The 24,771-nt window shown below is 63.9% G+C and carries 23 protein-coding genes and 1 pseudogene; 16 read left to right on the top strand and 8 right to left on the bottom strand.

Annotated elements, in window-relative coordinates:
- Positions 1 to 313 precede the first annotated feature (313 nt).
- The 4 genes and pseudogenes from CCX87_RS16380 to CCX87_RS16365 form a co-directional block, all read left to right on the top strand.
- A complete protein-coding gene (locus tag CCX87_RS16380) occupies positions 314 to 1,180 on the top strand; it encodes a pseudouridine synthase (protein ID WP_255378688.1) in 867 nt (288 codons plus the stop codon).
- A 138-nt stretch (positions 1,181 to 1,318) separates the two neighbouring features.
- Positions 1,319 to 3,292 carry a molecular chaperone HtpG gene (htpG, locus tag CCX87_RS16375; protein ID WP_087747754.1) on the top strand — a complete coding sequence of 658 codons (1,974 nt, stop codon included), beginning with the start codon at positions 1,319 to 1,321 and terminating at the stop codon, positions 3,290 to 3,292.
- Between the two features lie 44 nt (positions 3,293 to 3,336).
- Entirely contained in the window at positions 3,337 to 3,756 is a 420-nt protein-coding gene (locus tag CCX87_RS16370) for a hypothetical protein (protein ID WP_232476426.1), read from the top strand.
- A 290-nt stretch (positions 3,757 to 4,046) separates the two neighbouring features.
- Positions 4,047 to 4,156, top strand: a pseudogene (locus CCX87_RS16365) (transposase domain-containing protein); the annotation flags it as partial.
- Between the two features lie 156 nt (positions 4,157 to 4,312).
- Here CCX87_RS16365 and CCX87_RS16360 read toward each other — a convergent pair.
- A complete protein-coding gene (locus CCX87_RS16360) occupies positions 4,313 to 5,200 on the bottom strand; it encodes a LysR substrate-binding domain-containing protein (RefSeq protein WP_015913025.1) in 888 nt (295 codons plus the stop codon).
- Positions 5,201 to 5,389: 189 nt separating this feature from the next.
- On the opposite strand from CCX87_RS16360, the gene phnC reads away from it, so the two are divergent.
- Genes phnC through CCX87_RS16340 form a run of 4 tightly spaced genes read left to right on the top strand, consistent with a single transcriptional unit; the run spans position 5,390 to position 8,866 of the window.
- The gene (phnC, locus tag CCX87_RS16355) at positions 5,390 to 6,211 is read left to right on the top strand and encodes a phosphonate ABC transporter ATP-binding protein (RefSeq protein WP_035242057.1); all 822 of its coding nucleotides are present in this window, start codon (positions 5,390 to 5,392) and stop codon (positions 6,209 to 6,211) included.
- A complete protein-coding gene (gene phnD / locus CCX87_RS16350; RefSeq protein ID WP_082763075.1) occupies positions 6,205 to 7,080 on the top strand; it encodes a phosphate/phosphite/phosphonate ABC transporter substrate-binding protein in 876 nt (291 codons plus the stop codon). Before phnC ends, phnD begins: the two co-directional genes overlap by 7 nt.
- Positions 7,077 to 7,877 (top strand): phosphonate ABC transporter, permease protein PhnE, encoded by an 801-nt coding sequence (phnE, locus tag CCX87_RS16345; protein WP_066698153.1) that lies wholly within the window; start codon positions 7,077 to 7,079, stop codon positions 7,875 to 7,877. Before phnD ends, phnE begins: the two co-directional genes overlap by 4 nt.
- Positions 7,878 to 7,897: 20 nt before the next feature.
- Entirely contained in the window at positions 7,898 to 8,866 is a 969-nt protein-coding gene (locus CCX87_RS16340) for a phosphonate dehydrogenase (protein WP_232476424.1), read from the top strand.
- Positions 8,867 to 9,369: 503 nt separating this feature from the next.
- Here CCX87_RS16340 and CCX87_RS16335 read toward each other — a convergent pair.
- The 6 genes from CCX87_RS16335 to CCX87_RS16310 form a co-directional block, all read right to left on the bottom strand.
- On the bottom strand, positions 9,370 to 10,410 hold the full coding sequence (locus CCX87_RS16335) for a serine/threonine protein kinase (RefSeq protein WP_087747752.1): 1,041 nt from the start codon (positions 10,408 to 10,410) through the stop codon (positions 9,370 to 9,372).
- A gap of 221 nt (positions 10,411 to 10,631) precedes the next feature.
- Positions 10,632 to 12,068, bottom strand: a complete 1,437-nt coding sequence (locus CCX87_RS16330) for a serine/threonine protein kinase (protein ID WP_087747751.1) — start codon at positions 12,066 to 12,068, stop codon at positions 10,632 to 10,634.
- On the bottom strand, positions 12,065 to 12,832 hold the full coding sequence (locus tag CCX87_RS16325; protein WP_087747750.1) for a metallophosphoesterase family protein: 768 nt from the start codon (positions 12,830 to 12,832) through the stop codon (positions 12,065 to 12,067). The genes CCX87_RS16330 and CCX87_RS16325 overlap by 4 nt, the downstream gene beginning before the upstream one ends.
- 131 nt (positions 12,833 to 12,963) lie before the next feature.
- Positions 12,964 to 13,380: an organic hydroperoxide resistance protein gene (locus CCX87_RS16320; RefSeq protein WP_087747749.1), complete on the bottom strand. Its 417-nt coding sequence runs from the start codon at positions 13,378 to 13,380 to the stop codon at positions 12,964 to 12,966.
- Positions 13,381 to 13,447: 67 nt separating this feature from the next.
- Positions 13,448 to 13,909, bottom strand: coding sequence for a MarR family winged helix-turn-helix transcriptional regulator (locus CCX87_RS16315; protein WP_087747748.1), 462 nt, complete (start codon positions 13,907 to 13,909; stop codon positions 13,448 to 13,450).
- A 142-nt stretch (positions 13,910 to 14,051) separates the two neighbouring features.
- Complete coding sequence (locus CCX87_RS16310; protein WP_087747747.1) at positions 14,052 to 14,900, bottom strand: 3-hydroxybutyryl-CoA dehydrogenase; 849 nt, start codon at positions 14,898 to 14,900, stop codon at positions 14,052 to 14,054.
- Between the two features lie 116 nt (positions 14,901 to 15,016).
- Between CCX87_RS16310 and CCX87_RS16305 the strand changes: the two genes are divergently transcribed.
- Together CCX87_RS16305 and CCX87_RS16300 are read left to right on the top strand one after the other, a co-directional pair.
- Positions 15,017 to 16,606: a GMC family oxidoreductase gene (locus tag CCX87_RS16305; protein WP_087747746.1), complete on the top strand. Its 1,590-nt coding sequence runs from the start codon at positions 15,017 to 15,019 to the stop codon at positions 16,604 to 16,606.
- Between the two features lie 334 nt (positions 16,607 to 16,940).
- Complete coding sequence (locus tag CCX87_RS16300; RefSeq protein WP_143218319.1) at positions 16,941 to 17,705, top strand: hypothetical protein; 765 nt, start codon at positions 16,941 to 16,943, stop codon at positions 17,703 to 17,705.
- Positions 17,706 to 17,778: 73 nt separating this feature from the next.
- Here CCX87_RS16300 and CCX87_RS16295 read toward each other — a convergent pair whose 3' ends face one another.
- The gene (locus CCX87_RS16295) at positions 17,779 to 18,618 is read right to left on the bottom strand and encodes an ABC transporter permease (protein ID WP_087747744.1); all 840 of its coding nucleotides are present in this window, start codon (positions 18,616 to 18,618) and stop codon (positions 17,779 to 17,781) included.
- Between the two features lie 92 nt (positions 18,619 to 18,710).
- Between CCX87_RS16295 and CCX87_RS16290 the strand changes: the two genes are divergently transcribed.
- From CCX87_RS16290 to cynS, 6 genes are all read left to right on the top strand, one after another.
- Positions 18,711 to 19,919 (top strand): sensor histidine kinase, encoded by a 1,209-nt coding sequence (locus CCX87_RS16290; RefSeq protein ID WP_087748423.1) that lies wholly within the window; start codon positions 18,711 to 18,713, stop codon positions 19,917 to 19,919.
- Positions 19,916 to 20,611 carry a response regulator gene (locus CCX87_RS16285; RefSeq protein ID WP_087747743.1) on the top strand — a complete coding sequence of 232 codons (696 nt, stop codon included), beginning with the start codon at positions 19,916 to 19,918 and terminating at the stop codon, positions 20,609 to 20,611. The genes CCX87_RS16290 and CCX87_RS16285 overlap by 4 nt, the downstream gene beginning before the upstream one ends.
- Positions 20,612 to 20,757: 146 nt before the next feature.
- Complete coding sequence (locus tag CCX87_RS16280; protein WP_087747742.1) at positions 20,758 to 22,164, top strand: CmpA/NrtA family ABC transporter substrate-binding protein; 1,407 nt, start codon at positions 20,758 to 20,760, stop codon at positions 22,162 to 22,164.
- 1 nt (position 22,165) lies between these two features.
- Entirely contained in the window at positions 22,166 to 23,035 is an 870-nt protein-coding gene (gene ntrB, locus CCX87_RS16275) for a nitrate ABC transporter permease (RefSeq protein WP_087747741.1), read from the top strand.
- Positions 23,025 to 23,888: an ABC transporter ATP-binding protein gene (locus CCX87_RS16270; RefSeq protein WP_087747740.1), complete on the top strand. Its 864-nt coding sequence runs from the start codon at positions 23,025 to 23,027 to the stop codon at positions 23,886 to 23,888. The genes ntrB and CCX87_RS16270 overlap by 11 nt, the downstream gene beginning before the upstream one ends.
- Before the next feature lie 174 nt (positions 23,889 to 24,062).
- A complete protein-coding gene (gene cynS, locus CCX87_RS16265) occupies positions 24,063 to 24,506 on the top strand; it encodes a cyanase (protein ID WP_087747739.1) in 444 nt (147 codons plus the stop codon).
- Positions 24,507 to 24,771: the final 265 nt, after the last annotated feature.

The following is a 24,771-nucleotide window of genomic DNA, read 5'->3' as shown; positions in this document are numbered from 1 at the left end:
CTCGCGCCCCCCGATGCAGGGGCTTGTCGCCCCGCAGGCGAAAATACCCGCAATGACATCTTCCAGTTCCCGCCCGCCTTCCGGCCCTGCTGCGGCCCCTGCCTGCGCGCCCGGTGGCGCTGCGTCCCCAGTGCCCGCGCCCCGTCCGGTGCTGCGCCGCCCTGCCGTGACGTCCAAACCGGCACCTCCAGCCCCGTCTGCTGCCCGGCGCGGTGCGGCACCGGAGCGGCCCTCACGAACCCCTCCGCCCACGGGCTACCGTACGTCGTCGGGCGCGCCCTATGTCGTCCCGGTGCGTCAGGCGCCGCCCAAGCTGGTGCCCGCCACCGCAGCGGCGGGAACGGCGGGAAACTCAGGCACCTCCCGCCTGAACAAGCGCATGGCCGAGCTGGGCCTGTGCTCGCGCCGCGAGGCCGACGACTGGATCGCCCAGGGCTGGGTCAAGGTCAATGGCGAGGTCGCGCCCATGGGGCTGCAGGTCACGCCCCTGGACCGCATCGAGGTGGACAAGGTGGCGCAGGGCTTTCAGGAGCAGCGCGTCACCATCCTGCTGAACAAGCCCATCGGCTACGTGAGCGGCCAGGCCGAGGATGGCCACACGCCCGCCGTGGCGCTCATCAACCCCCGCACCCACTGGCGCGATGACCCCAGCCGCAATCGGTTTTCGCCGCCGCAACTGCGCGGGCTGGCGCCCGCGGGGCGGCTCGATATCGACTCGGTGGGCCTGCTGGTGCTCACCCAGGACGGCCGCGTGGCGCGCCAGCTGATTGGCGAGGACTCCACGGTCGACAAGGAATATCTGGTGCGTGTGGTCTACCAGGCACCGGGTCAGGCGGCGCCACGCCATCCCAGTGAGCGCTCCGCGCCGCTGCAGGAAATTGACGAGCGCGATCCTGTCAGTACCAATGTGCAGGCCGTGTTTCCGCCCGAGTTGCTGGAACGCCTGCGCCATGGCCTGAGCCTGGACGGTGAGCCGCTCAAGCCCGCCAAGGTCGATTGGCAAAACCCCGAGCAGCTGCGCTTTGTGCTGACCGAGGGCAAGAAACGCCAGATCCGCCGCATGTGCGAACTGGTGGGCCTCAAGGTGGTGGGACTCAAGCGTATCCGCATCGGCCGCGTGACCCTGGGCAATTTGCCGGTGGGCCAGTGGCGCTACCTGGCGCCGGGCGAGCGGTTCTGAGACCTCGCTGGCTCGCAGATCACCGTGGGGGCTTGAAACTCCCCAACCCGCCCACAACTGCCGGCAGCCGGTATCGGCAGCGGTGCATTTGTGCCCTGCCGCGCATATTTCATTGATTCCAACGCGAGAAACATTCCCATGAGCAAACAAACCCTGTCGTTTCAGGCCGAAGTTGCCCAACTGCTGCATCTGGTCACCCATTCGCTCTATTCCAACCAGGAAATCTTCCTGCGCGAACTGGTCTCCAATGCGTCGGACGCCTGCGACAAGCTGCGCTTCGAGGCGCTGAACAACAACGCGCTGTACGAGGACGCCCCCAACCTCGAAGTGCGCGTGACGTTTGACAAGGCCGCAAAGACGCTCACCATCACCGACAACGGCATTGGCATGAGCGAGCAGGAGGCCATCGACCACCTGGGCACCATTGCCAAGAGCGGCACCAAAGACTTCATGGGCAAGCTCTCGGGCGATCAGAAGCAGGACGCGCAGCTCATCGGCCAGTTTGGCGTGGGCTTTTACTCGGGCTTCATCGTGGCCGACAAGATCACCGTCGAGTCGCGCCGCGCGGGCCTGAAGGCTGAGGAAGGCGTGCGCTGGACCAGTGGCGGCAGCGGCGATTTCGAGGTCGAAACCATCACCCGCCCCGCGCGTGGCACCAGCGTCATCCTGCACCTGCGCGATGACGCCGAGGAATACCTCAACGCCTGGAAGCTCAAGCAGGTCATTGCCAAGTATTCCGACCACATCAGCCTGCCCATCCTGATGGAAAAGGAAGAGTGGAAAGACGGCGAGCTGATCACCCCCGGCGACGAAAACGGCGGCCGCCAGCCCGGCGGCATGGTCAAGACCGGCGAGTGGGAAACCATCAACAAGGCCAGCGCCCTGTGGACGCGCCCCAAGAAGGACATCACCGACGAGCAATACGCCGAGTTCTACAAGACCATCAGCCACGACCACGAGGCACCGCTGACCTGGGCGCACAACCGCGTCGAGGGCAACACCGAATACACGCAGCTCTTGTACATCCCCGCCAAGGCGCCGTTCGACCTGTGGAACCGCGACAAGAAGGCCGGTGTGAAGCTGTATGTCAAGCGCGTCTTCATCATGGACGACGCCGAGGCGCTGATGCCCAGCTACCTGCGCTTTGTGAAGGGCGTGATCGACTCGGCCGACCTGCCCCTGAACGTGAGCCGCGAGCTGCTGCAGGAAAGCCGCGATGTGCGCGCCATCCGCGAAGGCAGCACCAAGCGCGTGCTCAGCATGCTCGAAGACCTGGCCAAACACGACAAGCACGACACTGCTGCGGGCGCTGACGGTGTGACCGATGTGGTGGACGCCGACGACAAGGCCAAGGAAGGCAAGTACACCGCGTTCTACAGCGAGTTTGGCGCCGTGCTCAAGGAAGGCCTGGGCGAAGACTTTGGCAACCGCGAGCGCCTGGCCAAGCTGCTGCGTTTTGCATCCACCACCAGCGACGCTGTGACGGTGGGCTTTGCCGACTACAAGGCGCGCATGAAAGAAGGCCAGGAGGCGATTTACTACATCACCGCCGACACCCTGGCCGCTGCCAAGAACAGCCCGCAGCTTGAAGTCTTCAAGAAGAAGGGCATCGAAGTGCTGCTGATGACCGACCGCGTGGACGAGTGGGCGCTGAACTACCTGCACGAATTTGACGGCACCCCGCTGCAGAGCGTGGCCAAGGGCGCGGTGGACCTGGGCAAGCTGCAAGACGAGGCCGAAAAGAAGGCGGCGGAAGAAGCCGCCGAGGCCTTCAAGCCCGTGTTGGCCAAGCTGAAAGAAGCGCTGAAGGACAAGGCCGAGGACGTGCGCGTGACCACCCGCCTGGTCGATTCGCCCGCCTGTCTGGTGGTGCAGGACGACGGCATGAGCACCCAACTGGCCCGCATGCTCAAGCAGGCCGGCCAGCAGGCGCCCGAGACCAAGCCCGTGCTGGAGGTGAATGCCGAGCACCCGCTGGTGAAAAAGCTGGACGGCAGCGTGCACTTCCACGACCTGGCCCACATCCTGTTTGACCAGGCCCTGCTGGCCGAAGGCGGCCTGCCCGAAGACCCGGCCGCTTACGTCAAGCGGGTGAATGCGCTGCTGGCGTAAGCAGCACTGCGCAAAGCCTGGCCATGCTGACCGTGTCCCACGCAATGCCCCGTGTCGCAATGGCCCTGGCGCAGGCCGCCTTGCTGGCTGGCTGCGGGGCGGTGGGTGGGGGCGTTGGCATTGGCATCCCCGTCGGCCCGGTGTCTGTGGGCGTGGGGGTGGGTAGTGGCGGGGTCAGCGCCGGCGTGAGTGCGGGCGCAGGGCCGGTGGGCGTGGGTGTCGGAGTCAACCAGCGCGGGCAGGTGGTGGGCGGTGCGGGCGTAGGCGCATCCACCGGCGTGGGTGGCGCCCGCGTTGGGGCAAGCGTGGGCACATCGACCGTGCTGCATGACCCGCAGCGGCCTGCAGCGGCCCCCGATATGCCTGCCGAGGCACCCGCGCCAGCGCCCGATGTTGACCAGATCCAGTGGCGCGACTCCAGCGGCCGGATCGTCCCTGCCTGCCGGGTGCACGGGGGTTGCTGAAACGCTGCAAGTACACCCAGGCACATCGTCCTGCGGGTGGAGAAAGAAGCCGTGGAGATCATCCACTCCTCATTCAGGCCTTTTGCCATGCGCTGGTGCAGGCTCTCGTGCCGTTGCTTTCCTCCAGCCATCATGGTGAATTACCGGTTAGCAGCGGTTGCTGTCGGTCGCGGCCGTGACCTGAGTTCACGGTGCCTGGCACAAAGCTGTCATTGGCTCACCCAGCAGCGCGGCAGCATCGATGACCGGTATCGAGGGAGCTGCAGTCATGGTCTAGCACACGTCTCCCCATGAACGGGCACGACCCTACGCCTACCTGCGCGATGTCATGGCACGCCTGCCCATGCAGCCCGCCACCCAGATCGGCGAGCTGCTGCCATACCGCTGGCAGTCAGCCTGACAGCGCATATTCAGATACACGACCGCGCCCCGCAGTCAAGATGGGATCGCCGCGCGATTACGGGCGTCCTACAACCCTTAACTTAAGTCGGCCTACAGGCGAACAGTTGCCCCTCGGTCCCATGCCCCACGGCTGCATGGAATCCAAGTTCCATACCTAGGCAATTTTCTGACTTACGCTATGCGCCAAACCCAGGAAGGTCGAGATCAGAGGAGCTTGATGCCGCTCCTTTCTACAGATGAAGTGCACCTGTGTCGCCATGCTGGTGTCTGAAATAGTTAACTTAACAAGGCGAGGATCCGGCCTGTAGGCTGTTTCCGCCACGACGCCTAGGCCCAGCCCCTCCGCCACCGCCTCTCGAACGGACTCGCGGCTGCCCATCTCCAGAGCCACCTGCACCTCGACGCCTCGCTCCTTTAGTTCTTGTTCAAACACGCGTCTGGTCGTCGATCCTTCCTCTCGGATGACGAACCTCTGACCCTGCAGATCACGCAGTTTGAGAGTGGCCCGTTGCGCGAGTGGGTGTTGGGTGTTGCCGAATATCACCAATCGCTGGGTACGGTAAGCCGCGCCAAATAGATCTGGGTGAGCGACGTGATTGAGCACCATGCCCACGTCTCCCTGGTAGTCAAGAATCTTTTCGGTGATGGTTCGCGAGTCGCCTACGCCAACAGCCACGTTGACCTGGGGGAACTGTTTCATGAACAGCTTCAACACGGGCAGCACGTTGTGCGGCCCGATGGCATGGATGACCAGTCGCCCTACGTATTGATTTTTCGCAGCAGCGAGCAGTGCGTGCGCATCTTCCTCGCCACTGAAGGTACGCCGGGTGTAGTCCAACAGAGTGCGTCCAAAGGACGTGAGTTCAAGCCGCCGCCCGCGCCGATGAAAAAGCTCCACGCCGAAGTCGACCTCCAGGCGCTGTATGTGTGAAGAAACAGTCGGTTGTTGAATAGCGAGCACTCTCGCGGCAGCGGTCATGCTGCCGGCTCGGGCCGTTGCGTCAAAGGCCTTCAAGGCTGCGAGGAGGCTGAGTCCAGACATTGATGTGATCTATGGGTGCCCTCATTTTTAGGGATGAAAGTTTCATATTCATGACACCTTGGTCACCCAGACTTGAGCTGTGCTTCCACTGAAGCTGTTTCTTCCAGAACCTCCTCTTTCCCGAGAGATACCTCTGACCACTTGAGTCCTGGTGTGCGTCTAGCGCACCACAACAAATGAAACCGAGCTATGAAAACTGCAATTCGCGAGAGCCATCTGAGCTTGCGGGGTATCACGGTGACCTATGCCGATGGTCACACAGCGCTTGCGCCCACCTCGCTGGAGGTACAGCATGGCGGGTTCCTTGTGCTGCTGGGCGCGTCGGGCGCGGGAAAGTCAACGCTGCTGCGCAGCATCAATGGCTTGGTTAGCCCCACAGACGGAGAGGTGTCGGTGGCCGATCTGCCGGGCGGCACCGTCTCAAAACGCAACCTTCTTGAGCATCGGCGCCACTGCGGCATGGTGTTCCAGCAGCACCACCTGATCGGGCGGCAAAGCGTGCTGGCCAATGTGTTGATGGGCAAGCTCGCCACCCGCGGATCTCTGGCGTCGTTGTGGCCTTGGAGCAAGGCTGACAAGCTGGAGGCGCTGGCGGCCATTGACCGCGTAGGCCTGCTTGAGAAAGCCCTAGCACGGGCAGACACCTTGTCTGGTGGGCAACAACAACGCATTGGCATTGCGCGTGCCTTGGTGCAAAAGCCCCGCCTGCTGCTGGCCGATGAGCCGGTGGCCAGCCTCGACCCGGCGACCGCGCAGAGTGTGTTGACCCTGCTTCACGACATCTGCAAGAAAGACCGACTCACGGCCATCGTGAGTCTGCATCAAGTCAACCTCGCGCGCATGTTCGCCGACCGCATTGTGGGCCTTCGCCAGGGCCAGGTGGTGTTCGACGGGACAGCAGCGCAGTTGACGGAAGAAGCCCAGTCTGCCCTGTACGCGAAGTCGTCACCTGCCAACATGGGCAGTCAATTTGATTCCCCCTCTCAATCCAAGGAGTTTTTACCGTGCTGAATCGTCGCCGTTTCCAATTTATCGCTGCCGTCACTTTGGCCGCCCTGTTGCCACTTGGCGCCCATGCCGAGGGCAAAAATCCTTCCAAGCTTCGCGTTGCACTGTTGCCGGACGAAAACGCCGCCACCATCATTCAGAACGCACAGCCTCTGAAGCGGTATCTGGAGCAGACCCTGAAGAAGGAAATCGAGGTCATGGTGACCACGGACTACTCGTCGATGATTGAAGCCATGCGCTTCGGCCGCATCGAGGTCGCCTACTTTGGACCGTTCTCTTACGTGCTTGCCAAGTCCAAGGCGCCCAACATTGAGCCATTTGCCGTTGGCGTGGAGCGCGGCTCGCCGACCTACCAGTCGGTTCTCATCGCCACGGCAGGCGGCCCGGTCAAGACCCTGGCTGACGTTCGTGGAAAGCCTTTTGGCTTTGGCGATCAGGCTTCGACGTCCGGTCACCTTGTACCGCGCGCGCACTTGCTTAAAAACCACCAACTGAACGGCGAGACTGACTACCGCCCCGTTCACCTGGGCACGCACGATGCCGTGGCCCGAGCTGTTCAGGCAGGGCAGGTTCCCGCCGGCGCTCTGTCAAAAACCATTCTGGACAACCTCATCGCAAAGGGCATGGTGGATGCCAACAAGATTGTGCAACTTGAACTGTCGGCACCCATTCCGAACTATCCCATTGCGATGCAAGGTAATCTCACGCCGGAGCTCAAGGAAGCCATCCGAGCCGCCTTTCTTCAGATGAAGGACGCCGAGATTCTCAAATCATTCCGTATCGAGGCCTTTGCCGCGACCGATGACAAGGCCTACGACATTATTCGCGACACAGCACAGATTCTCAAGCTTGATCTGGGACGCATGAAATGACATCGGTAGCCTTGGAATCCATCATTGCCATTGACGGACAGCGGCGACTCAGACGGCTGGGCGCAGCCTGCGTAGTCCTGCTCGTTTGCACGCTGGCATTGTTTGTCACCGGTTTCTTTGACGCGCAGCGTTTCATCGAAGGGGCTCCTGCCATTCAGCAGTTGGCCTCTGAGATGGTGCCGCCGAATTTCGAGCGCTGGGAGCACTGGGTCATTCCATTGCGTGACACCTTAGCCATGTCGATCGCAGGCACGGCGCTGACCGTTCTGGCGTCGTTGCCGCTGGCCCTGGTGGCGGCGCCCAACACCGCGCCGAATGCGGTGGTTGGGCGAATCGTCAGAACCATCTTGGCTGCATTTCGGTCTGTGCCTGAAATCATCCTGGGCATTCTGTTCGTCGCGGCCGTGGGCTTTGGGGCATTGCCTGGTGTGCTGGCGTTGGCCCTGCATTCCACGGGCATGGTGGCCAAGTTCTACGCCGAAGCCATAGAGCACGTGGACCCGAAACCTCTGGAGGCCGCTAAGGCCGCGGGCGCAAGCCGGTTTCAGGTCATCACCCATGCTGTGTTACCGCAGGTTTTGCCCCAGTTGGCGGACATCACCATCTACCGATGGGAATATCACTTTCGCGCATCGGCAGTGATGGGCATCGTGGGTGCGGGCGGCATTGGCTTTGAACTCATGGCGGCTCTGCGCCTGACCAAGTACGACGAAGTCTCCGCCATTTTGCTGTCCATCCTCATATGCGTGCTCGTGGTCGACGGCATTGGGTCGGCGCTTCGCAAACATCTGAAATAGAAAGAGAGAGGAAGGTAATGATGCCGAAAATTGTGGTGACGCAGCCCATTCATGAAGAGGTACTGGCGCGTCTTATGCAGGTTGGTGAAGTGGTGATGAATCCCGGTCCTGAGCCGTGGAGCGAGGCCGAGCTCCACCGTCATCTGAAGGATGCCGACGCAATGATGGCTTTCATGCCTGACCGGGTAGATCAGCGAACCCTGTTGCACGCTCCCAGGCTCAAGACCATCGCTTGCGCCCTGAAGGGGTATGACAACTTTGACCTCAAGGCATGTGCGCAAGCCGGTGTCAGCGTGAGCTTCGTTCCTGACCTGCTCACAGAACCCACGGCAGAACTCGCCATTGGGCTGGCCATCGCCGCCGCGCGCCATGTGCTGGCAGGTGACGTCAGTGTTCGCAAGAGCTACGCAGGATGGCGTCCCCAGCTGTACGGAATGGGGTTGCACGGCTCGATCGTGGCGGTCGTCGGACTTGGCGCCGTTGGGCGGGCCATTGTGGACCGTCTCTGTGGCTTCGGGTGCGCTCAACTGCTGGGCGTGGACCCGCATGGTGATGACGAACGCCTGACCATGGTGAGCCTGGGTGAGGCCCTGTCGCAATCCGACTATGTCATTCTGGCCGTTCCGCTGCTGGACGTAACGCGTCACCTCGTCAATGACACCATGCTTGAAGGTGTTCGGCGGGGGCAGATCCTGGTCAACATTGGGCGAGGCTCGGTTGTGGACGAGGCTGCCGTGGCACGGGCGCTCAAGGACGAGCGCCTGGGTGCATACGCCGCCGATGTCTATGAGATGGAGGACTGGCTGCTTGCAGATCGCCCTCGCCAGATTCATCCGGAACTCTTGCAACACCCCTCCACGGTTTTCACACCCCACATTGGTTCGGCGGTGAAGAAGGTTCGCCGAGCCATCGAGTTGCAGGCTGCTGAAAATTTGCTCGTTGCGTTAAATGGTAATGAGCCGCTTGCACACTACGAGGCATCGCACTGAGCGGCTCATGTGGCAGCTTCGCACTGCTCGGTGCAGCCATGAGGTCACCACACCAGAGAATGCTTTTGGACGTTCTATGGTTCTGGCCGATCTAATTCTTTGAGAAGACCTTGGCTACGTGTTTCGGACCCGCGGGCCAACTGCGGATGCTCTTCGCAATGGTTCCGATAAGCCGTGCCGCCAAGTATCCGGGGTGGGATTCCCCCGGTTTCTCGGACGGTTTTCTGGGATCGTTGCCTACATCAACACCGACCGCAGCGGGTCGGGAGAACCAATTCATCCTTGGTGTGATCAGTTGCTCCTGCTACCTTGCCCGGCTCGCATCAATAGAGTGACCGGTCTGAGCAACAAAGCGGTCGCTTGAGACCCTGCTCGGCCAATGACCAGTTGCGCAACACGCGAACTTTCAGGCGTTAGGTTCGAGTGTCGGAGATCAGCCTGAAGCCGCCTTTGGCGCTGCTGCCTAGTGAGCCCGCTCCTGGCCGCGTCCCGCCACCCAACCCTCACCCCACCAGCGGCTCTTCCTGCATCGCCTCGATCTGCTCGTGCAGCATGTCCACCTGGCCGCGCCAGTAGTCGCTGGTGCCGAACCACGGGAAGTTGATGGGGAAGATCGGGTCTTGCCAGCGGCGGGCCAGCCAGGCGCTGTAGTGGATCAGGCGCAGGGTGCGCAGCGGCTCAATGAGGGCCAGCTCGCGCCGGTCGAACGTGCGGAACTGTTCGTAGCCGTCGAGCAGGGCGCCGAGCTGGTGGGTGCGCTGGCGCCGGTCGCCCGACAGCAGCATCCACAGGTCCTGCACGGCCGGGCCCATGCGGGCGTCGTCCAGGTCCACAAAGTGCGGGCCGCCGCGCCTCCATTCGTCGAGCGGCGTCCACAGGATGTTGCCGGGGTGGCAGTCGCCGTGCAGGCGCAGCAGGGTGGCGTCTTTCAAGAGAAATTGGCCTGTAGCGCTTGTGTGGTAAGCGCTATTAGCTATCAAATCAAGAGCAATCTTGCAGGCGTCGCGCCAGGCCGATTGCATGTCGAGCGGGATCAGTTCGTGCTGCAGAAGCCAGTCGCGTGGCTCTGCGCCAAAGCTTTGCCAATCGAGTGCGGGGCGGTGCGTGAACGGGCGCGCCGCGCCCACGGTGTGGATGCGCGCCAGAAAGCGGCCTATCCATTCGAGCACCTCGAAGTCGTCCAGTTCGGGCTGCCGGCCGCCGCGCCAGGGGCTCACCGAAAACTGGAAACCGCCGTGGGGGTGCAGTGTGCGGCCGCCCAGCACCAGGGGGCCTACGGCGGGCACCTCGGCGCCCATGAGTTCGGCGGCAAATGCGTGTTCTTCCAGGATCTGTGCTTCAGTCCACCGGCCGGGGCGGTAAAACTTGGCCACCACACGCTCGCCGTCTTCCAGTGTGACCTGGTAGACGCGGTTTTCATAGGACGACAGCGCCATCAGCCGCCCGTCACCGTGCAGCCCCACGCTGGCCAGTGCGTCCAGCACCACATCGGGCGTCAGGGTGGAAAAGGGGTGCAGGCCAGGCGCTTCGGGGGAAATGTTCATCGGCCCATTGTCTCCCGCCAGCGGGGCGCGCCCGACGCCGACGCGGCACGGCGCGGGGCGCGGTGCCAAATTTCGCATCAACCGCCCCTGGCGGCCCGCGGTATTGCGTGACCCGCTACGAAGTCAGGCACCCCCGGGAATGCCAGGGTGCCGCCTTGGAGCCTGTGGAACGCCACTGTGCGCCTCGGGGGCTGCGCGGGCGTGCTGCCCGGTGCCTTGGCTTATTCGCTGTATTCGCGCGCCAGCTGGGCAAACGGCAGCGCCTGCTTGACGAGGATGACGGTGCAAGGCGCGTCGCGCGCCACGCGCATGGGCACGGTGGCGATGAAGCGCTGCGTTTGCAGGCCGTGCGTGGCAGCCCCCAGGATCATCATGCTGACCTGGTTGCCCTCGGCGTAGCGCACCAGCGCTTGCGCCACGTCGCCTGATTCGAGCACGTGGTAGCTCACGCTGTGGCCCGCCAGGTCGAGCGGTTCGGCCCATTGCCTGAGCCGTGCGCGGTGCTGGCGGTGCAGCGCGGTTTCGCTGCGTTCGCTGTCGGTGCTGCTGCTGGCCGAGGGCGAGATCACGGTGACGCAGGCCAGCCGCGCCCCCGGGCGGATGCCCAGCGAGCGCCCCACGGCCTGGCGCAGCGAGTACATGGTGGCGTCGGTCACGTCGTCGTGCGGCACGGCCACCATGACGATGGGCACCTCTTCGATCTGGCGCGTGGGCAGCGGGCTGGGCCGGTAGTGCATGCCGGCGGCCTTGATCCAGCGCTTGAAGTGGGTGCGCAGGCGCGGGCCACGCATGCGCTGGCCGCGTGCGGTGATCTGCACCTGTTCGGGGTTGGCCAGGTCAAAGGCCAGGTGAGCGGCCGACGGGTGGCGCTTGGCGGCCTCGGGTTCCAGGCAGCGCAGGATGGTCTCTTGCAGCCACTCGGGCAGGTCGGGGCGGTGCTGGCGCGGCGGCGCGGGCGACATCCACAGGCGTTGGCGCAGGCCGCCCTGTGTGGTGGGCGCGCCAAAGGGCAACTCGCCCGTGGCCAGCTCATACAGCATGACGCCAATGGCAAAAATGTCGCTGCGCGGATCGCCGCGCACGCCCACCACCTGCTCTGGGGCGATCCAGGCCGGCGAGCCCACGGCGCGGCGCAACTCCTCGGCCAACAGGTCGGGGTAGTGCGCATGGCACGACAGGCCAAAGTCGAGCAGCACGGCATGGTCGTCGTGGGTGAACAGCACGTTGCCGGGTTTGAGGTCGAGGTGGCAGACGTTTTGCTGGTGCAGGCTGTGCGCGGCACGCCCCATGGCGGCGCCCAGGCGGGCTATTGTGGCAACGTCGGGGCGCTCGGCGGCATCCAGCCAGTGCTGCAGGGTGTGGCCGCTGCAATATTCCATGACCAGGTAGGGGATGCGCTCCAGGTCGCCCGCGGCGACAAAGCGCGGCACATGGGGCCCGGTGAGCGTGGGCAGGATCTGCAGCTCGACCTCGAAACTGACGATGTTCTCGGCGCCATCGCCCGCCGTCATGCGCGGGATCTTCATGGCCAGCGGAAACCCGGGGTTGGGCGGGCCCACGGCGTATTCCACGCGGTAGATATGGGCCATGCCGCCTGCATGGATGCATTCGAGCACGGTGAAGCCGTCCACCTCGGTGCCCGGTTCGAGCAGCTTCATCGGCCCACCTCCAGGCGCTGGGCAAAGTAGTCGGGCATGGCGCCGGTGGCGCGGATGGCGGCGGCAGCGGCGGCATGGTCGTAGGGCACGCGTTCAAAGCGCAGCAACCAGGCATCGGTGTCGAGCAGGGCATACATGGCACGCGGGTCGCCGTCGCGCGGCTGGCCCACCGATCCGATGGTGGCCACCCATTGCCGGCGTGGCGCCACCGGAATGGCCACGCCCGGCTGCGGCGCAAAGCGCATGAGCCCGCGCCCGGTGCCCCGGTAGTACAGCGTTTGCTGATGCACATGGCCGCAAAACACATGGCGGATGCCGGGGCGCTGGGTGGCGGCATCCAGGCATTGCTGCGCCACGGCCGCGTTGTCGACATAGCGCCAGCGCTCGGGCGCGTCGGCGCTGGCATGCACCAGCAAGACGCCGCCCACTTCGGCGACCAGGGGGCGTGCCGCGAGAAAGTCGCGCTCGTTGGGCGTGAGCTGCGCGTGGGTCCAGCCGGCCCCGTGTGCGGCCACGCTGCTGGCGGCCTTGTCGCCCGGTTGGGGCGGGTGTACGGCCAGGGCGTCATGGTTGCCGCCAATCACGCAGTGGCCGTCTGCCACCAGCGCCATGGCCTGCTGCACCACATAGCCCGGGTCGGCGCCATAGCCCACCAGATCGCCCAGCCAGGCAAAGCGCTGCGCGCCTTGCGCGCGGGCGTGGGCCATGCAGGCGTCGAGTGCCTGGCGATTGGAATGGATGTCTGACAGCAGCGCCAGCTTCATCAATGTCTCCTGGATGACGCCATCCTAGCCCAGACCCTGGTGAAGCCGGCCCGTGAATCCGCGCGATGGATTCGTCGGTTCGTCGCTAGAAGGGCCGGCAGGGCCCGCACCCTGTCGGCTCTGCCGGTGCTTCAGACCAGCGTGAGCGTCACGTCGATGTTGCCACGCGTGGCGTTCGAGTAGGGGCAGACCTGGTGGGCTGCATCCACCAGGGCTTGCGCTGCTGCGCGATCCATGCCGGGCAGGCTGATGGCCAGGCGCACGGCAATGCCGTAACCCGCACCGACCTTGCCCAGGTCCACGCTGGCGTCAATGGCCAGGTCCTGCGGCAGGGTGATTTTTTGCATGCCGGCCACGGCCTTCATGGCGCCGATGAAGCAGGCCGAATAGCCGGCGGCAAACAACTGTTCGGGGTTGGTTCCGGTGCCGGCCGTGCCGGGCGAAGACAGTTTGACGTCCAGGCGGCCATCATCGGTGCGCGAGGCGCCGTCGCGGCCACCAGTGGTATGGGCGTGGGCGGTGTAGAGAACTTTTTCGAGCGAGGCCATGGTGTCTTCCTTTGGAGGTGATGCCCGCAGCGCGGGACGGTGGTGGAAAGCAAACGGTTGGATAGCGTCAGGGCGCGTTGAGCCGGTCGCGCAGTGTCTTGAGCTGGCCGGTGAGTGCCGCCAGTTCGGGCAGCGTGCACTGGCTGCTTTGCAGCACGCAAGGCGGAATGCGTTCGGCGGCATCGCGCAGCGACTGCCCCACGGGCGTCAGGCTGATGCGCACGCGCCGCTCGTCCTCGGCGTCGCGCAGGCGGGCAATCAGCCCCGATGTTTCGAGCCGCTTGAGCAGCGGGGTGAGCGTGCCTGAATCCAGATAAAGGCGTTCGCCCAGGGCGCTCACCGTGATGCCATCGCCCTCCCACAGCACCAGCATCACCAGGTATTGCGGATAGGTCAGGCCAATGGCATCGAGCAGCGGCTTGTATAGCTTGGTCATCGCCAGCGAGGCGGAATACAGCGCAAAGCACACCTGGTTGTCCAGTTGCAGGGCTGCGGGGCTGGGCGAAAGGGGCGAAGGTTTGCGTGGCATGGGTTGAATTATTGTCGACAATTAAATTGTGCAAAATTTAATTGAGAGAAACCTTTTGGGGTAGGGGGTTTTTGCGTCTGGCCACGCCATCAAAAAAGGCGCCCTCGGGCGCCTCGTGTTGTACGTGGCGTTGCCGCCGTGCTCAGTAGCTGTAAACGCCACGGCCAGTCTTGCGGCCCAGGCGGCCGGCGGCCACCATTTCGCGCAGCAGCGGGCAAGCGCGGTATTTGCTGTCGCCAAACTCGGCCAGGTACACGTCCATCACGGCCAGGCACACGTCCAGGCCCACCATGTCGGCCAGGGCCAGCGGGCCGATGGGCTGGTTGCAGCCCAGCTTCATGCCCGCGTCGATGTCCTCGGCGGTGGCCAGGCCGTCGGCCAGCACAAAGAAGGCCTCGTTGATCATGGGCACCAGGATGCGGTTGACCACAAAGCCCGGGGCGTTCTTCACGGTGATGGGGCTCTTGCCCAGCGCGAGCGCCATGGCCTTCACGGCGTCGTGCGTGGCGTCGCTGGTTTGCAGGCCACGGATGATTTCCACCAGCGCCATCATCGGCACGGGGTTGAAGAAGTGCATGCCGATGAACTTGTCGGCGCGGCTGGTAGCGGCGGCCAGCTTGGTGATGGAGATGGACGAGGTGTTCGACGCAATGATCACGTCGGGGCCGACGATGCCGTCAACCTGCTTGAGGATCTTGAGCTTGAGTTCATAGTTCTCGGTGGCGGCTTCGATGACGAGCTGGGCGGCCTTGAGGTCGTCGTAGCTGGTGGACGTCTTGATGCGCGCCAGCGCCGTTTCCTTGTCGGCGGCCGTGATTTTTTCCTTCTTGATCAAGCGGTCCAGGCTGCCGGCCACCGTGGCCAGGCCCTTTTGCACTGCGGCGTCGGAGATGTCCACCATCACCACGTGGATGCCTGACACGGCGCACGCCTGCGCAATGCCATTGCCCATGGTGCCAGCGCCAATGATGCCAACGGTTTGAATCGTCATAGTGAGAGCTCTCTTGGAAGTGGAAAAAGTAACCGACATGGTAAAGGGATCGCATGTCCGGTCGGTTATCGTGCCTGCACACCGCTGCATCGCATGGCGGAAGAGACAAGGGCGACATGTTCGACTACATCGTGATTGGTGGGGGATCGGCCGGCTCGGTGCTGGCGGGGCGGCTGACCGAGGATCCCTCCGTACGCGTGTGCCTGCTGGAGGCGGGGCCCGCCGACCAAAGTGTTTTCATCCATTGCCCGGCCGGGCTGGCCGTGATGGCCAAGTTCGAGCTCAACGGCTGGGGGCAGAACACCACGCCGCAGCCAGGGCTCAATGGCCGCCAGGGCTACCAGCCGCGTGGCAAGGTGCTGGGCGGCTCCAGTTCCATCAACGCCATGGTGTATGTGCGCGGGCAGCATGCCGATTACGACCATTGGGCCGCGCAGGGCAACCCCGGCTGGGCATGGAACGATGTCAGGCCCTATTTCCTGCGCGCCGAGCACAACGAGCGCCTGCGGGATGAATGGCATGGCCAGGGCGGCCCCCTGAATGTGGCCGACCTGCGCGCCCCCAACCGCTTCAGCCAGCTGTTCACCGAGGCGGCGGTGCAGGCAGGTTTTCCGCACAACACCGATTTCAATGGCGCCACGCAAGAAGGCGTGGGCATTTACCAGGTCACGCACAAGAATGGCGAGCGCCATAGTGTGGCCAAGGGCTATCTCACCCCGCACCTGGGCCGCCCCAACCTGCAGGTCATTACCCAGGCGCATGCCACGCGGGTGCTGTTGCAAGGGCGGCGGGCCGTGGGTGTGGAATACAGCCAGGGCGGCCAGCTGCACCAGCTCAGGGCCGCGCGCGAGGTGCTGCTGAGCGCTGGAGCGCTGCTGTCACCGCAACTGCTCATGCTGTCGGGCATTGGCCCGGGGGCGCAACTGCAGCGCCACGGCATTGCGGTGCAGCACGAATTGTCCGGCGTGGGCGAGCATCTGCACGACCACCCGGATGTGGTGCAGGTGATGGATGCACCGGGGGTGACCGATCTGTTCGGACTGTCGCCGCGGGGCATGGTGAACGTGGCGCGCGGCATGCGGGAGTGGCGCCGCGCCCGCACCGGCATGCTCACCACCAATTTCGCCGAGGCGGGGGGCTTCATCAAGAGCGATCCATCCGAACCGGCGCCCGATCTGCAGCTGCATTTCGTGATCGGCAAGCTCTTGGACCATGGCCGCAAGACCGTGCTGGGCCATGGCTATTCCTCGCATGTCTGCCTGCTGCAGCCGCGCAGCCGCGGCACCGTATCGCTGGCCAGCAACGACCCCCTGCAACTGCCGCTGGTGGATCCGCAGTTTTTGCGCGATCCCGACGACATGGTCCGCATGGTGCGGGGCGTCAGGCGGATGCGCACTATCCTGAGTCAGCCGGCGCTGGCCCAGTTTGGCGCCAGGGAGCAGGCCGCATCCGCCCATGCCCAGACCGATGCGCAGATCGAGCAGTTCATCCGCCAATACGCCGACACCATCTACCACCCCGTGGGCACCTGCCGCATGGGGCCGGGGACGCTGGACGTGGTGGATGCCCAGCTGCGTGTGCATGGCATGCAGGGATTGCGGGTGGTGGATGCGTCCATCATGCCGCGCATCGTCAGCGGCAACACCAACGCGCCGGTTGTCATGATTGCCGAAAAGGCGGTGGATTTGCTCCGCGCAGCAGCATAAAGAAGGACACGCCAAGGCGTGCTGGGCGGGAACCCATGAAGGTGTTCAAGCCTGCCTCAACCGTTTGGGACGGCCGAGAGGTCAGCGCCTGGCGTTGAAAAGCCACCGGTCGTGTCCGTCCGCAATGCCAGCTTGTTGCGCCGCCTTCATGCCATCAAACATCGGGCAATAACGGTGTAAGCCTTGAGCCCTGCGCTCGCGGGGCATCCCACGATGCCGTCATTTCCCTACAATTGACGCGTGCCAAACGGTGCACAGTCGATCAGACGAACTCACTCTCTGCATGGAGGCGGCGATGTTCAGACCCATGATGATGCGTACCAGGGACGCCGCCATGGCGTTGCTCGCGGGTTTGGCGATGTGCGGCGGCGCAACCACCGCGAGCGCGCAGGCCGATTGGCTGGCGCTTTGCAGCAAGTGCGTCAACCCGACGGTCTTTTCAAAGTCGGGCATCGGCACCGCCAACGCAGTGGCCGAGGCGCGGATCACGAGCGCCGAGGTGCAGGGCTGGTGTGCCAACTGGCAGCCTGGTGACAAAAACTGTGTGAAGCAGCAGCTTGCGGCTGAAGACCTGAACAAGGTCTATCGGGCCACAGCCAATTGCCCGGCCGGCCGCATCACGCCGATTGACGGCAAAACCTACCGCCTGGCAGGCGTCTGGGACAACCGCGACATTGGTGCAGGGCGCAGCAAATGGCGCGATGCCGCGGGCAGGATTGTCGGGCGGGATAATGCCAGCGGTGGTCTGGGCATTTCGCAGCAGTGGGAGCTGTTGTGTCCGGGCAAGGGCCAAGGCGCGAAAAGCGCGCCTGCGGCGCCGCAGGTTGCCCGGAACCTGCCTGCCCCAGAGTTTGCGGTGGGCCAGATCGTCCAGGCCCGATACGGCCGTGAATGGGTTCGGGCGCGCGTGAATCAGGTCCGGAGGGTCAACGGCCCCGGGGGCCGGAGATTTCCTATGACGTCAGTCTGGAGAACGGCAAACGCGGCATCGTGTCGGCGCGGATGCTGCGGGCGCAATGGCCCGGCTAGCCCGGCGGCTGCGCTCCGGGGGGTGTCGTGCACCGTCACTGCAAGAGGTGTTTTGCTTTTAAAAATATAGCTATTTGCGCTTGTCCTGATTGGGCTGGAGCCTGTTTTTATGCAAAACCCGGTGTGGACGGCCGCTGTCCGTCTCAGCCGCGAAAGCGCCGCCGCGTAAGCGCCAGGGCCACCCAGAAAGCCACCACGGTGGTGACCACCAGCACCAGGCCATGCCGCCATGGGTGGGCGGGCCACTCGTCCATGAACAGCGGCCGCACCAGTTCGACCGCATTGGTCAGCGGCAGCCAGTCGGAGATGGCGCGCACGATGGGCGGCAACTGCTCGCGCGGAAAGAACACGCCCGACAAGAACATCATGGGCGTGAGCACCAGCGTGAAGTAGTAGGTGAAAAAATCGTAGCCCTTGGCCAGCGCGTTGAAGATGAGCGCAATGCTGGAAAACATGAGGCCCACGAACAGCAGCACCGGCCAGGCCACCAGCAGCTTGGGGCTGTGGCTGATGCCCAGCGCCAGCATCACGCCCAAAATGGCGGTCACGGTGAACAGCGCTTTGAATGCGGCCCACAGCATTTCGGCCAGCACCACATCGTCCAGGCTGATGGGGGCGTTCATGATGCCGTCCCAGGTTTTTTGCACATGCATGCGCGAAAACGCCGAGTACAGCGCCTCAAAGCTCGCCGCGTTCATGGCGCTCATGCAGATTGAGCCGCTGGCCAGGAACAGGATGTAGGGCACCGCCTGCCCGCCCACATGGATCTGCCCCACCAGCGCGCCCATGCCGTAGCCAAAGGCCACCAGCCACATCAGCGGCTCGGCGATATTGCCCACCAGGCTGGGAATGGCCAGCTTGCGCCACACCAGCAGGTTGCGCAAAAACACGGGCCACCAGCGCACAGACAGGCTGGGCGCGCGCCATACCGAGGGAGGGGGCGGGCCGGCAGTGGCCGAGGCGGATGGGACGGTGGTGGACATGCGCTTATTGTGCGATGTTGGCGGACGGGCGCACAGCTCCCGATACGCTGTTGCCCAGCCAGCTGGGCACGGCCATTGCTTGGGCATTGCCCATGTCCACCCATGTCCTGAACCTGCCCGCCGGTGCCAGTGCCCTCTGGCAAAACCGACTGGGGCTGTTGCTGGAGTCCACGGGCGAGGGGGTGTTTGGCATCGACCTGGCGGGAAACTGCGTGTTCATCAATCGGGCGGGTGCGCAGATGCTGGACTTTGCGGCCGATGAGGTGATGGGGCGCAATATGCACGCGCTCACCCACCACAGCCATCCTGACGGCAGTCCCTACCCAGATTGCGACTGCCCCATCTTCAACGCGTTTCGCCAAGGCCTGCCCTGCCGGGTGGATACCGAGGTGTTCTGGCGCCGCGATGGCTCGGCGTTTGCTGTGGAGTATTCGAGCCACCCTATTTTGGAAGGCAACCAGGTGCAGGGCGCCGTGATCGCTTTTGTCGACATCACCAGCCGCAAGCGTGCTGCCGACGAACTACAGCGTGCGCACGATGAACTGGCCCGCGCCAACGACGAGCTGGAGCGCCGCGTGGCTACCCGAACTCAAGAGCTGTCGCAGGCGCTGGCGCAGCTGCGCGAGCTGTCGGCCTACTCGGAGCAAGTGCGGGAGGACGAGCGCACCCGTATTGCCCGCGAAGTGCATGATGAACTGGGTAGCTTGCTGGTGGCTCTGAAGATGGATGTGAACTGGCTGCACAAGCGCCTGGGCGAGCAGGGTGAGCGCACGCCCGAGGCGGCGGGCGACATGCGCACCCAGATGCGCTGCAAGTGCCAGAACATGAGCCGCCTGATCGAAAGCGCCGTGGACAACGTGGGCCGCATCATTACCGACCTGCGCCCCAGCATCCTGGACCATCAGGGCTTGTGGGCCGCGCTGGAGTGGCAGGCGCAGGAGTTTGTGCAGTCGGCCGAGCTGGAACTGGAGTGGCAGATGGAGGTGCCTGCCACCTTGCTCCTGCCTGAGCCTGCGGCGATCGCGGTGTTTCGCATCTTCCAGGAGATGCTGAGCAATGTGGGCCGCCACGCGCAGGCCAGCGCCATCGACATTGCCATTGATGTGCAGGACGAGATGCTGCAACTGCGCGTGCGCGATAACGGGGTAGGCGCTACCCGCCAGGCCCTGGAGGCGCCCACCGCTTATGGGGTGATGGGCATGCGCGAGCGCGCGCGGCAGCTGGGTGGCCAGCTGAGCATCACCAGCGAGCCGGGGCAGGGCTTGTGCCTGCAATTGCTGATTCCTCTGGAGCTGTCGTGAATTCCGTGGTTCGTGTATTGATCGGGGATGACCACCGCATCGTGCGGGAGGGGCTAAAGCAGGTACTGGGCGACCCCTCCAACGGTGCACCCGAGATCGCCGTGGTGGCCGAAGCCACCCAGGGCAGCGAGGTGCTGGAGCAGGTCTCGGCACTGGAGGGGGTGACGGGCGCATCGGGGCTGGACCTGGTGCTGCTGGACATTGCCATGCCGGGCATGGATGGCCTCGAAGTGCTGCAGGAGCTGCGCAAGACGTGGCCCGCGCTGCCGGTGCTGATGCTCAGCACCTACCCCGAGCGGCAATACGCGGTGCGCTGCATCCAGATGGGCGCGGCGGGCTACCTGCACAAAAGCGCCGACCCCGACGACATGGTGGCCGCTGTGCGCAAGGTGGCGGCGGGCGAGCGCTATCTGACCGAGGCCACGGCGCAAGCTCTGGCGGGCGCGGTGGAACGCACCGGGGTGGTGCGCACAGTCCAGCAGGGCGCGCCCGCTGGGGTGGATGCGCTCTCCTACCGGGAGCACCAGGTGTTCCGCCTGCTCACTGCCGGGCAGAGCGTGAGCGAAATTGGTGCGCAGCTCAAGCTCGCGCCCAACACGGTGAGCACCTATCGCGCCCGCATCCTCGAAAAGACCGGCGCGCGCAACGACGTGGAGCTGGCGCTGCTGGCGCGTGGCGCGCCGACAGAGTGAATCCGGTGCGTTGCGTGACCGATTTGTAGTGCTGGCCCTACACGCTGTAGACACCACACCCACGAATTCATGACAGAGGGCCGGCACCGGCAAAAACTGGCCCGCGCTTTGCGTAACGCCTGGCACCAACTTCTTCGAGGTGTGCCATGTCCGAATTCTTCTCGCCCTACGATGCCGACCGCCCGTTGATGCTGAAATGCAGCTGTGGCCGCGACCACACGGTGGCAGACCACCACGCCGAGGTGTCGGCCGATGCCGCCGCAGCTACCCTGCGCCAGCGCAGCGAGACCCGCGAGTTCGAGCTCTACAGCAACGAGTTCATCGAAGCCACCCTTGTCAAGGCGCTGTTTCCGCAAGACGCAGTGCGCCGCCGCTTCATCAAGGCGGTGGGCAAGGGCACTGCCATGGCGGCCATCGCCAGCGTGCTGCCCGTGGCCAGCATGCAGGCCATGGCGCAAGAGAAACAGGGCGCACTGGAGAAGACCAACCTCAAGATCGGCTTCATTCCGATCACCTGCGCCACGCCGCTCATCATGGCCCACCCGCTGGGCTTCTACAGCAAGCAGGGCTTGAATGTCGAAGTCACCAAGACGGCCGGCTGGGCGCTGATCCGAGACAAGATGATCAACAAGGAGTACGACGCCACGCACTTCCTGAGCCCCATGCCGCTGGCCATCTCCATGGGCCTGGGTTCCAACGCCACGCCCATGAACGTGGCCACCATCCAGAACGTGAACGGCCAGGCCATCACGCTGAGCCTGAAGCACAAGAACAACCGTGACCCCAAGAACTGGAAGGGCTTCAAGTTCGCGATTCCCTTCGAGTACAGCATGCACAACTTCCTGCTGCGCTACTACCTGGCAGAAGCGGGCCTGCACCCCGACACCGACGTGCAGCTGCGCGTGGTGCCGCCGGCCGAAATGGTGGCCAACCTGCGCGCGGGCAACATCGACGGCTTCCTGGGCCCGGACCCCTTTAACCAGCGCGCTGTGTTCGAGGAGGTCGGCTTCATTCATCTGTTGACCAAGGACCTGTGGAACGGCCACCCTTGCTGTGCCTTTGGCACCAGCACCGAGTTCATCCAGAAGAACCCCAACACATTTGCCGCGCTCTACCGCGCGGTGCTCACCTCGGCCGCCATGGCGCGCGACCCGGCCAACCGCGAGCTCATCGCCAAGGTGATTGCGCCCCAGGCGTACCTGAACCAGCCCGAGGCAGTGCTCAACCAGGTGCTCACCGGAAAGTTCGCCGACGGCCTGGGCAAGATCCAGAGCGTGCCCGACCGCGTGGACTTTGACCCCATGCCGTGGCAGAGCATGGCCGTGTGGATGCTCACGCAGATGAAGCGCTGGGGCTACATCAAGGGCGATGTGGACTACAAGCAGATCGCCGAAAAGGTGTTCCTCATCACCGATGCGAAAAAACAGATGAAGGCGCTGGACCAGAAGGCGCCCGAAGGCGCATACCCCAAGTTCAAGATCATGGGGCGCGAGTTCGATGCCGCCAAGGCGAGCGAGTACGCAAAGAGCTTCCCTATCCGCAAGGCGGCATGACATGACTCCCGCCAAGAACCTCAACCTGCGCGCGGGCCTGTTGTCCGTGCTCATTTTCCTGGCTCTGCTGGGCATCTGGTACATCGCCACCGCTTCTTCGGGCGCGGGCACCAGCACGGCAGGCATGACCGCCGAGCAGATCGAGTACGCCAAGATGATGGGCAAGGACCCAGGCGCCAGCGCCAAGGGCAGCGGCTTCCCATCACTGGCAGAGATGGGCCGTACCGTGTGGGGGCATGTGTCCAACCCGTTCTATGACAACGGCCCCAACGACAAGGGCATCGCCATCCAGCTCGCGCATTCGCTGGGCCGCGTGGCGCTAGGGTTCGGCCTGGCCTGCTTGGTGGCGATACCGCTGGGCTTCGTCATAGGCATGTCGCCGCTGCTGCGGCGCGCGTTCGACCCGTTCATCCAGGTGCTCAAGCCCATCAGCCCGCTGGCGTGGATGCCGCTCGCGCTCTACACCATCAAGGACTCATCCATCTCGGGCATCTTCGTGATCTTCATCTGCTCGGTGTGGCCCATGCTGGTGAACACAGCGTTTGGTGTGGCATCGGTCAAGCGCGAGTGGCTCAATGTGTCGGCCACGCTGCAGGTCAACCCGCTGCGCAAGGCCTTTCTGGTGATCTTGCCCGCCGCAGCGCCCACCATCCTCACGGGCATGCGCATCAGCATGGGCATTGCGTGGCTTGTGATCGTGGCCGCCGAGATGCTGGTAGGCGGCACGGGGATTGGCTACTTCGTGTGGAACGAGTGGAACAACCTGTCGCTTACCAATGTGATTTTCGCCATCCTGGTGATCGGTGTGGTGGGCATGTTGCTCGACCTGGCGTTTGGCCAACTGCAGAAGGTGGTGACCTATGTGGAGTGATGTCGCCCAGCGTCCCGCTGTTTCCAGCTCCAATGCCCTGCAACGAAAGGCCTATGCCGTGACCCAAGGCTTCCTCCAGATCGACCGACTCAGCAAGGCCTTTGTGCCCGCCAAACCGGTGTTTGCCGACGTGTCGTTCACGCTCGACAAGGGCGAGTTCGTATGCATCATTGGCCACTCGGGCTGCGGCAAGACCACCATCCTGAATGTGCTGGCGGGGCTCGACACTGCCACCTCGGGCACCGTCATCATGGACGGTCGCGAAGTGGCCGGCCCCAGCCTGGACCGGGGCGTGGTATTCCAGAGCCATGCGCTCATGCCCTGGCTCACCGTGCGTCAGAACATCGCCTTCGCCGTCAAGTCGCGCTGGCCCGACTGGAAGAAGAGCCAGGTCGACGCGCATGTGGAGAAGTTCGTGGCGCTGGTGGGCCTGTTGCCAGCGATAGATAAGAAGCCCTCGCAGCTGTCGGGTGGTATGAAACAGCGCGTAGGCATTGCGCGCGCTTTCTCCATCCAGCCCAAGATGCTGCTGCTCGATGAGCCATTCGGCGCGCTCGATGCGCTTACGCGGGGCACCATCCAGGATGAGCTGATGACCATCGTGCGTCAGACCCAGCAGACGGTATTCATGATCACCCACGATGTGGACGAAGCCATCCTGTTGGCCGACCGCATCTTGCTCATGAGCAACGGCAACGAGACGCCCGACGGCTACCGCCCCGGTGGCATCGCCGAGGTGGTCGTCAACCCACTGCCGCGTGAACGCACGCGTACCAGTCTGCACCACCTGGATGGCTATTACGCGCTGCGCAACCACATCGTGGACTTTCTGGTGACGCGAGCGAAAGCGTGAAACACCCCCGAGTCACATCGCGCCTTTTCCCTTTCAGGGGGACGCCGCCAGTGCGGCGGGGCGGCCCTTGCACGGCGGCCCTGGCCTGGGTAGCGCCAGTTTCAGCCACTGCATCCAAAGCCCGGCCGAAATACGTCTCCCTTTTAACCCACTCTTTTTCAAGGAGCCATCACCATGAACCGCAACGACGTTACCGAAAAGATCATTGGCACCAAGGTCGCCAAGGGCCTGCAATGGGACGCCATTGCCAAGAAGGTCGGCCAGTCCAAGGAATGGACCACGGCCTTGTGTCTGGGCCAGATGACGGCCACGCCCGAGCAGGCAAAAATCTTGGGCAAGATATTTGGCCTTACCGTCGAGGAGCAGAAGTGGCTGCAAGTGGTGCCCTACAAGGGCTCGCTGCCCACGCCCGTGCCCACCGACCCGCTGATCTACCGCTGGTACGAAGTGGTGAGCGTGTACGGCACCACCATCAAGGAATTGATTCACGAGGAGTTTGGCGACGGCATCATGAGCGCCATCGACTTCAGCATGGACATCCAGCGGGAAGCCAACCCCAGCGGTGATCGCGTGAATGTGGTGCTGTCTGGCAAATTCCTGCCGTATAAATCGTATTGATCGACCCCTTGAGGCGCTTTGCGCCTTCCCCCGAGGGGGCACCGCCAGTGCGGCGGTTACTGGTTTGGGCGGTGCGAGTGTGTCGCCATAGCCCCTGCCGGGTTGCCCGGCAGGGGCGCATCCAGCTGTTACCAGGCGGGTTACAGCTGCAAGGCCTTTGAACAGGCGCTTACGCAGCCTTCCTAAAGATGCAATTGACCTGGTGCTTCACGATCTGGCGCTTGACCTTGTTGGCCGTGGTGCATGCGGTCGCGGGGCCACGCAG

The organism is Acidovorax sp. T1 (assembly GCF_002176815.1).
Classification (GTDB): domain Bacteria; phylum Pseudomonadota; class Gammaproteobacteria; order Burkholderiales; family Burkholderiaceae_C; genus Acidovorax.
This window is presented reverse-complemented; position numbering and strand designations above follow the sequence as displayed.

Excerpts from the sequence above, each read along its gene's own strand:
- htpG (WP_087747754.1), top strand. The coding sequence starts at position 1,319 with ATGAGCAAACAAACCCTGTCGTTTCAGGCCGAAGTTGCCCAACTGCTG.
- CCX87_RS16370 (WP_232476426.1), top strand. The coding sequence starts at position 3,337 with ATGCCCCGTGTCGCAATGGCCCTGGCGCAGGCCGCCTTGCTGGCTGGC.
- CCX87_RS16360 (WP_015913025.1), bottom strand. The coding sequence starts at position 5,200 with ATGTCTGGACTCAGCCTCCTCGCAGCCTTGAAGGCCTTTGACGCAACG.
- phnC (WP_035242057.1), top strand. The coding sequence starts at position 5,390 with ATGAAAACTGCAATTCGCGAGAGCCATCTGAGCTTGCGGGGTATCACG.
- phnE (WP_066698153.1), top strand. The coding sequence starts at position 7,077 with ATGACATCGGTAGCCTTGGAATCCATCATTGCCATTGACGGACAGCGG.
- CCX87_RS16340 (WP_232476424.1), top strand. The coding sequence starts at position 7,898 with ATGCCGAAAATTGTGGTGACGCAGCCCATTCATGAAGAGGTACTGGCG.
- CCX87_RS16335 (WP_087747752.1), bottom strand. The coding sequence starts at position 10,410 with ATGAACATTTCCCCCGAAGCGCCTGGCCTGCACCCCTTTTCCACCCTG.
- CCX87_RS16330 (WP_087747751.1), bottom strand. The coding sequence starts at position 12,068 with ATGAAGCTGCTCGAACCGGGCACCGAGGTGGACGGCTTCACCGTGCTC.
- CCX87_RS16325 (WP_087747750.1), bottom strand. The coding sequence starts at position 12,832 with ATGAAGCTGGCGCTGCTGTCAGACATCCATTCCAATCGCCAGGCACTC.
- CCX87_RS16320 (WP_087747749.1), bottom strand. The coding sequence starts at position 13,380 with ATGGCCTCGCTCGAAAAAGTTCTCTACACCGCCCACGCCCATACCACT.
- CCX87_RS16315 (WP_087747748.1), bottom strand. The coding sequence starts at position 13,909 with ATGCCACGCAAACCTTCGCCCCTTTCGCCCAGCCCCGCAGCCCTGCAA.
- CCX87_RS16310 (WP_087747747.1), bottom strand. The coding sequence starts at position 14,900 with ATGACGATTCAAACCGTTGGCATCATTGGCGCTGGCACCATGGGCAAT.
- CCX87_RS16305 (WP_087747746.1), top strand. The coding sequence starts at position 15,017 with ATGTTCGACTACATCGTGATTGGTGGGGGATCGGCCGGCTCGGTGCTG.
- CCX87_RS16300 (WP_143218319.1), top strand. The coding sequence starts at position 16,941 with ATGGCGTTGCTCGCGGGTTTGGCGATGTGCGGCGGCGCAACCACCGCG.
- CCX87_RS16295 (WP_087747744.1), bottom strand. The coding sequence starts at position 18,618 with ATGTCCACCACCGTCCCATCCGCCTCGGCCACTGCCGGCCCGCCCCCT.
- CCX87_RS16290 (WP_087748423.1), top strand. The coding sequence starts at position 18,711 with ATGTCCACCCATGTCCTGAACCTGCCCGCCGGTGCCAGTGCCCTCTGG.
- CCX87_RS16280 (WP_087747742.1), top strand. The coding sequence starts at position 20,758 with ATGTCCGAATTCTTCTCGCCCTACGATGCCGACCGCCCGTTGATGCTG.
- ntrB (WP_087747741.1), top strand. The coding sequence starts at position 22,166 with ATGACTCCCGCCAAGAACCTCAACCTGCGCGCGGGCCTGTTGTCCGTG.
- CCX87_RS16270 (WP_087747740.1), top strand. The coding sequence starts at position 23,025 with ATGTGGAGTGATGTCGCCCAGCGTCCCGCTGTTTCCAGCTCCAATGCC.
- cynS (WP_087747739.1), top strand. The coding sequence starts at position 24,063 with ATGAACCGCAACGACGTTACCGAAAAGATCATTGGCACCAAGGTCGCC.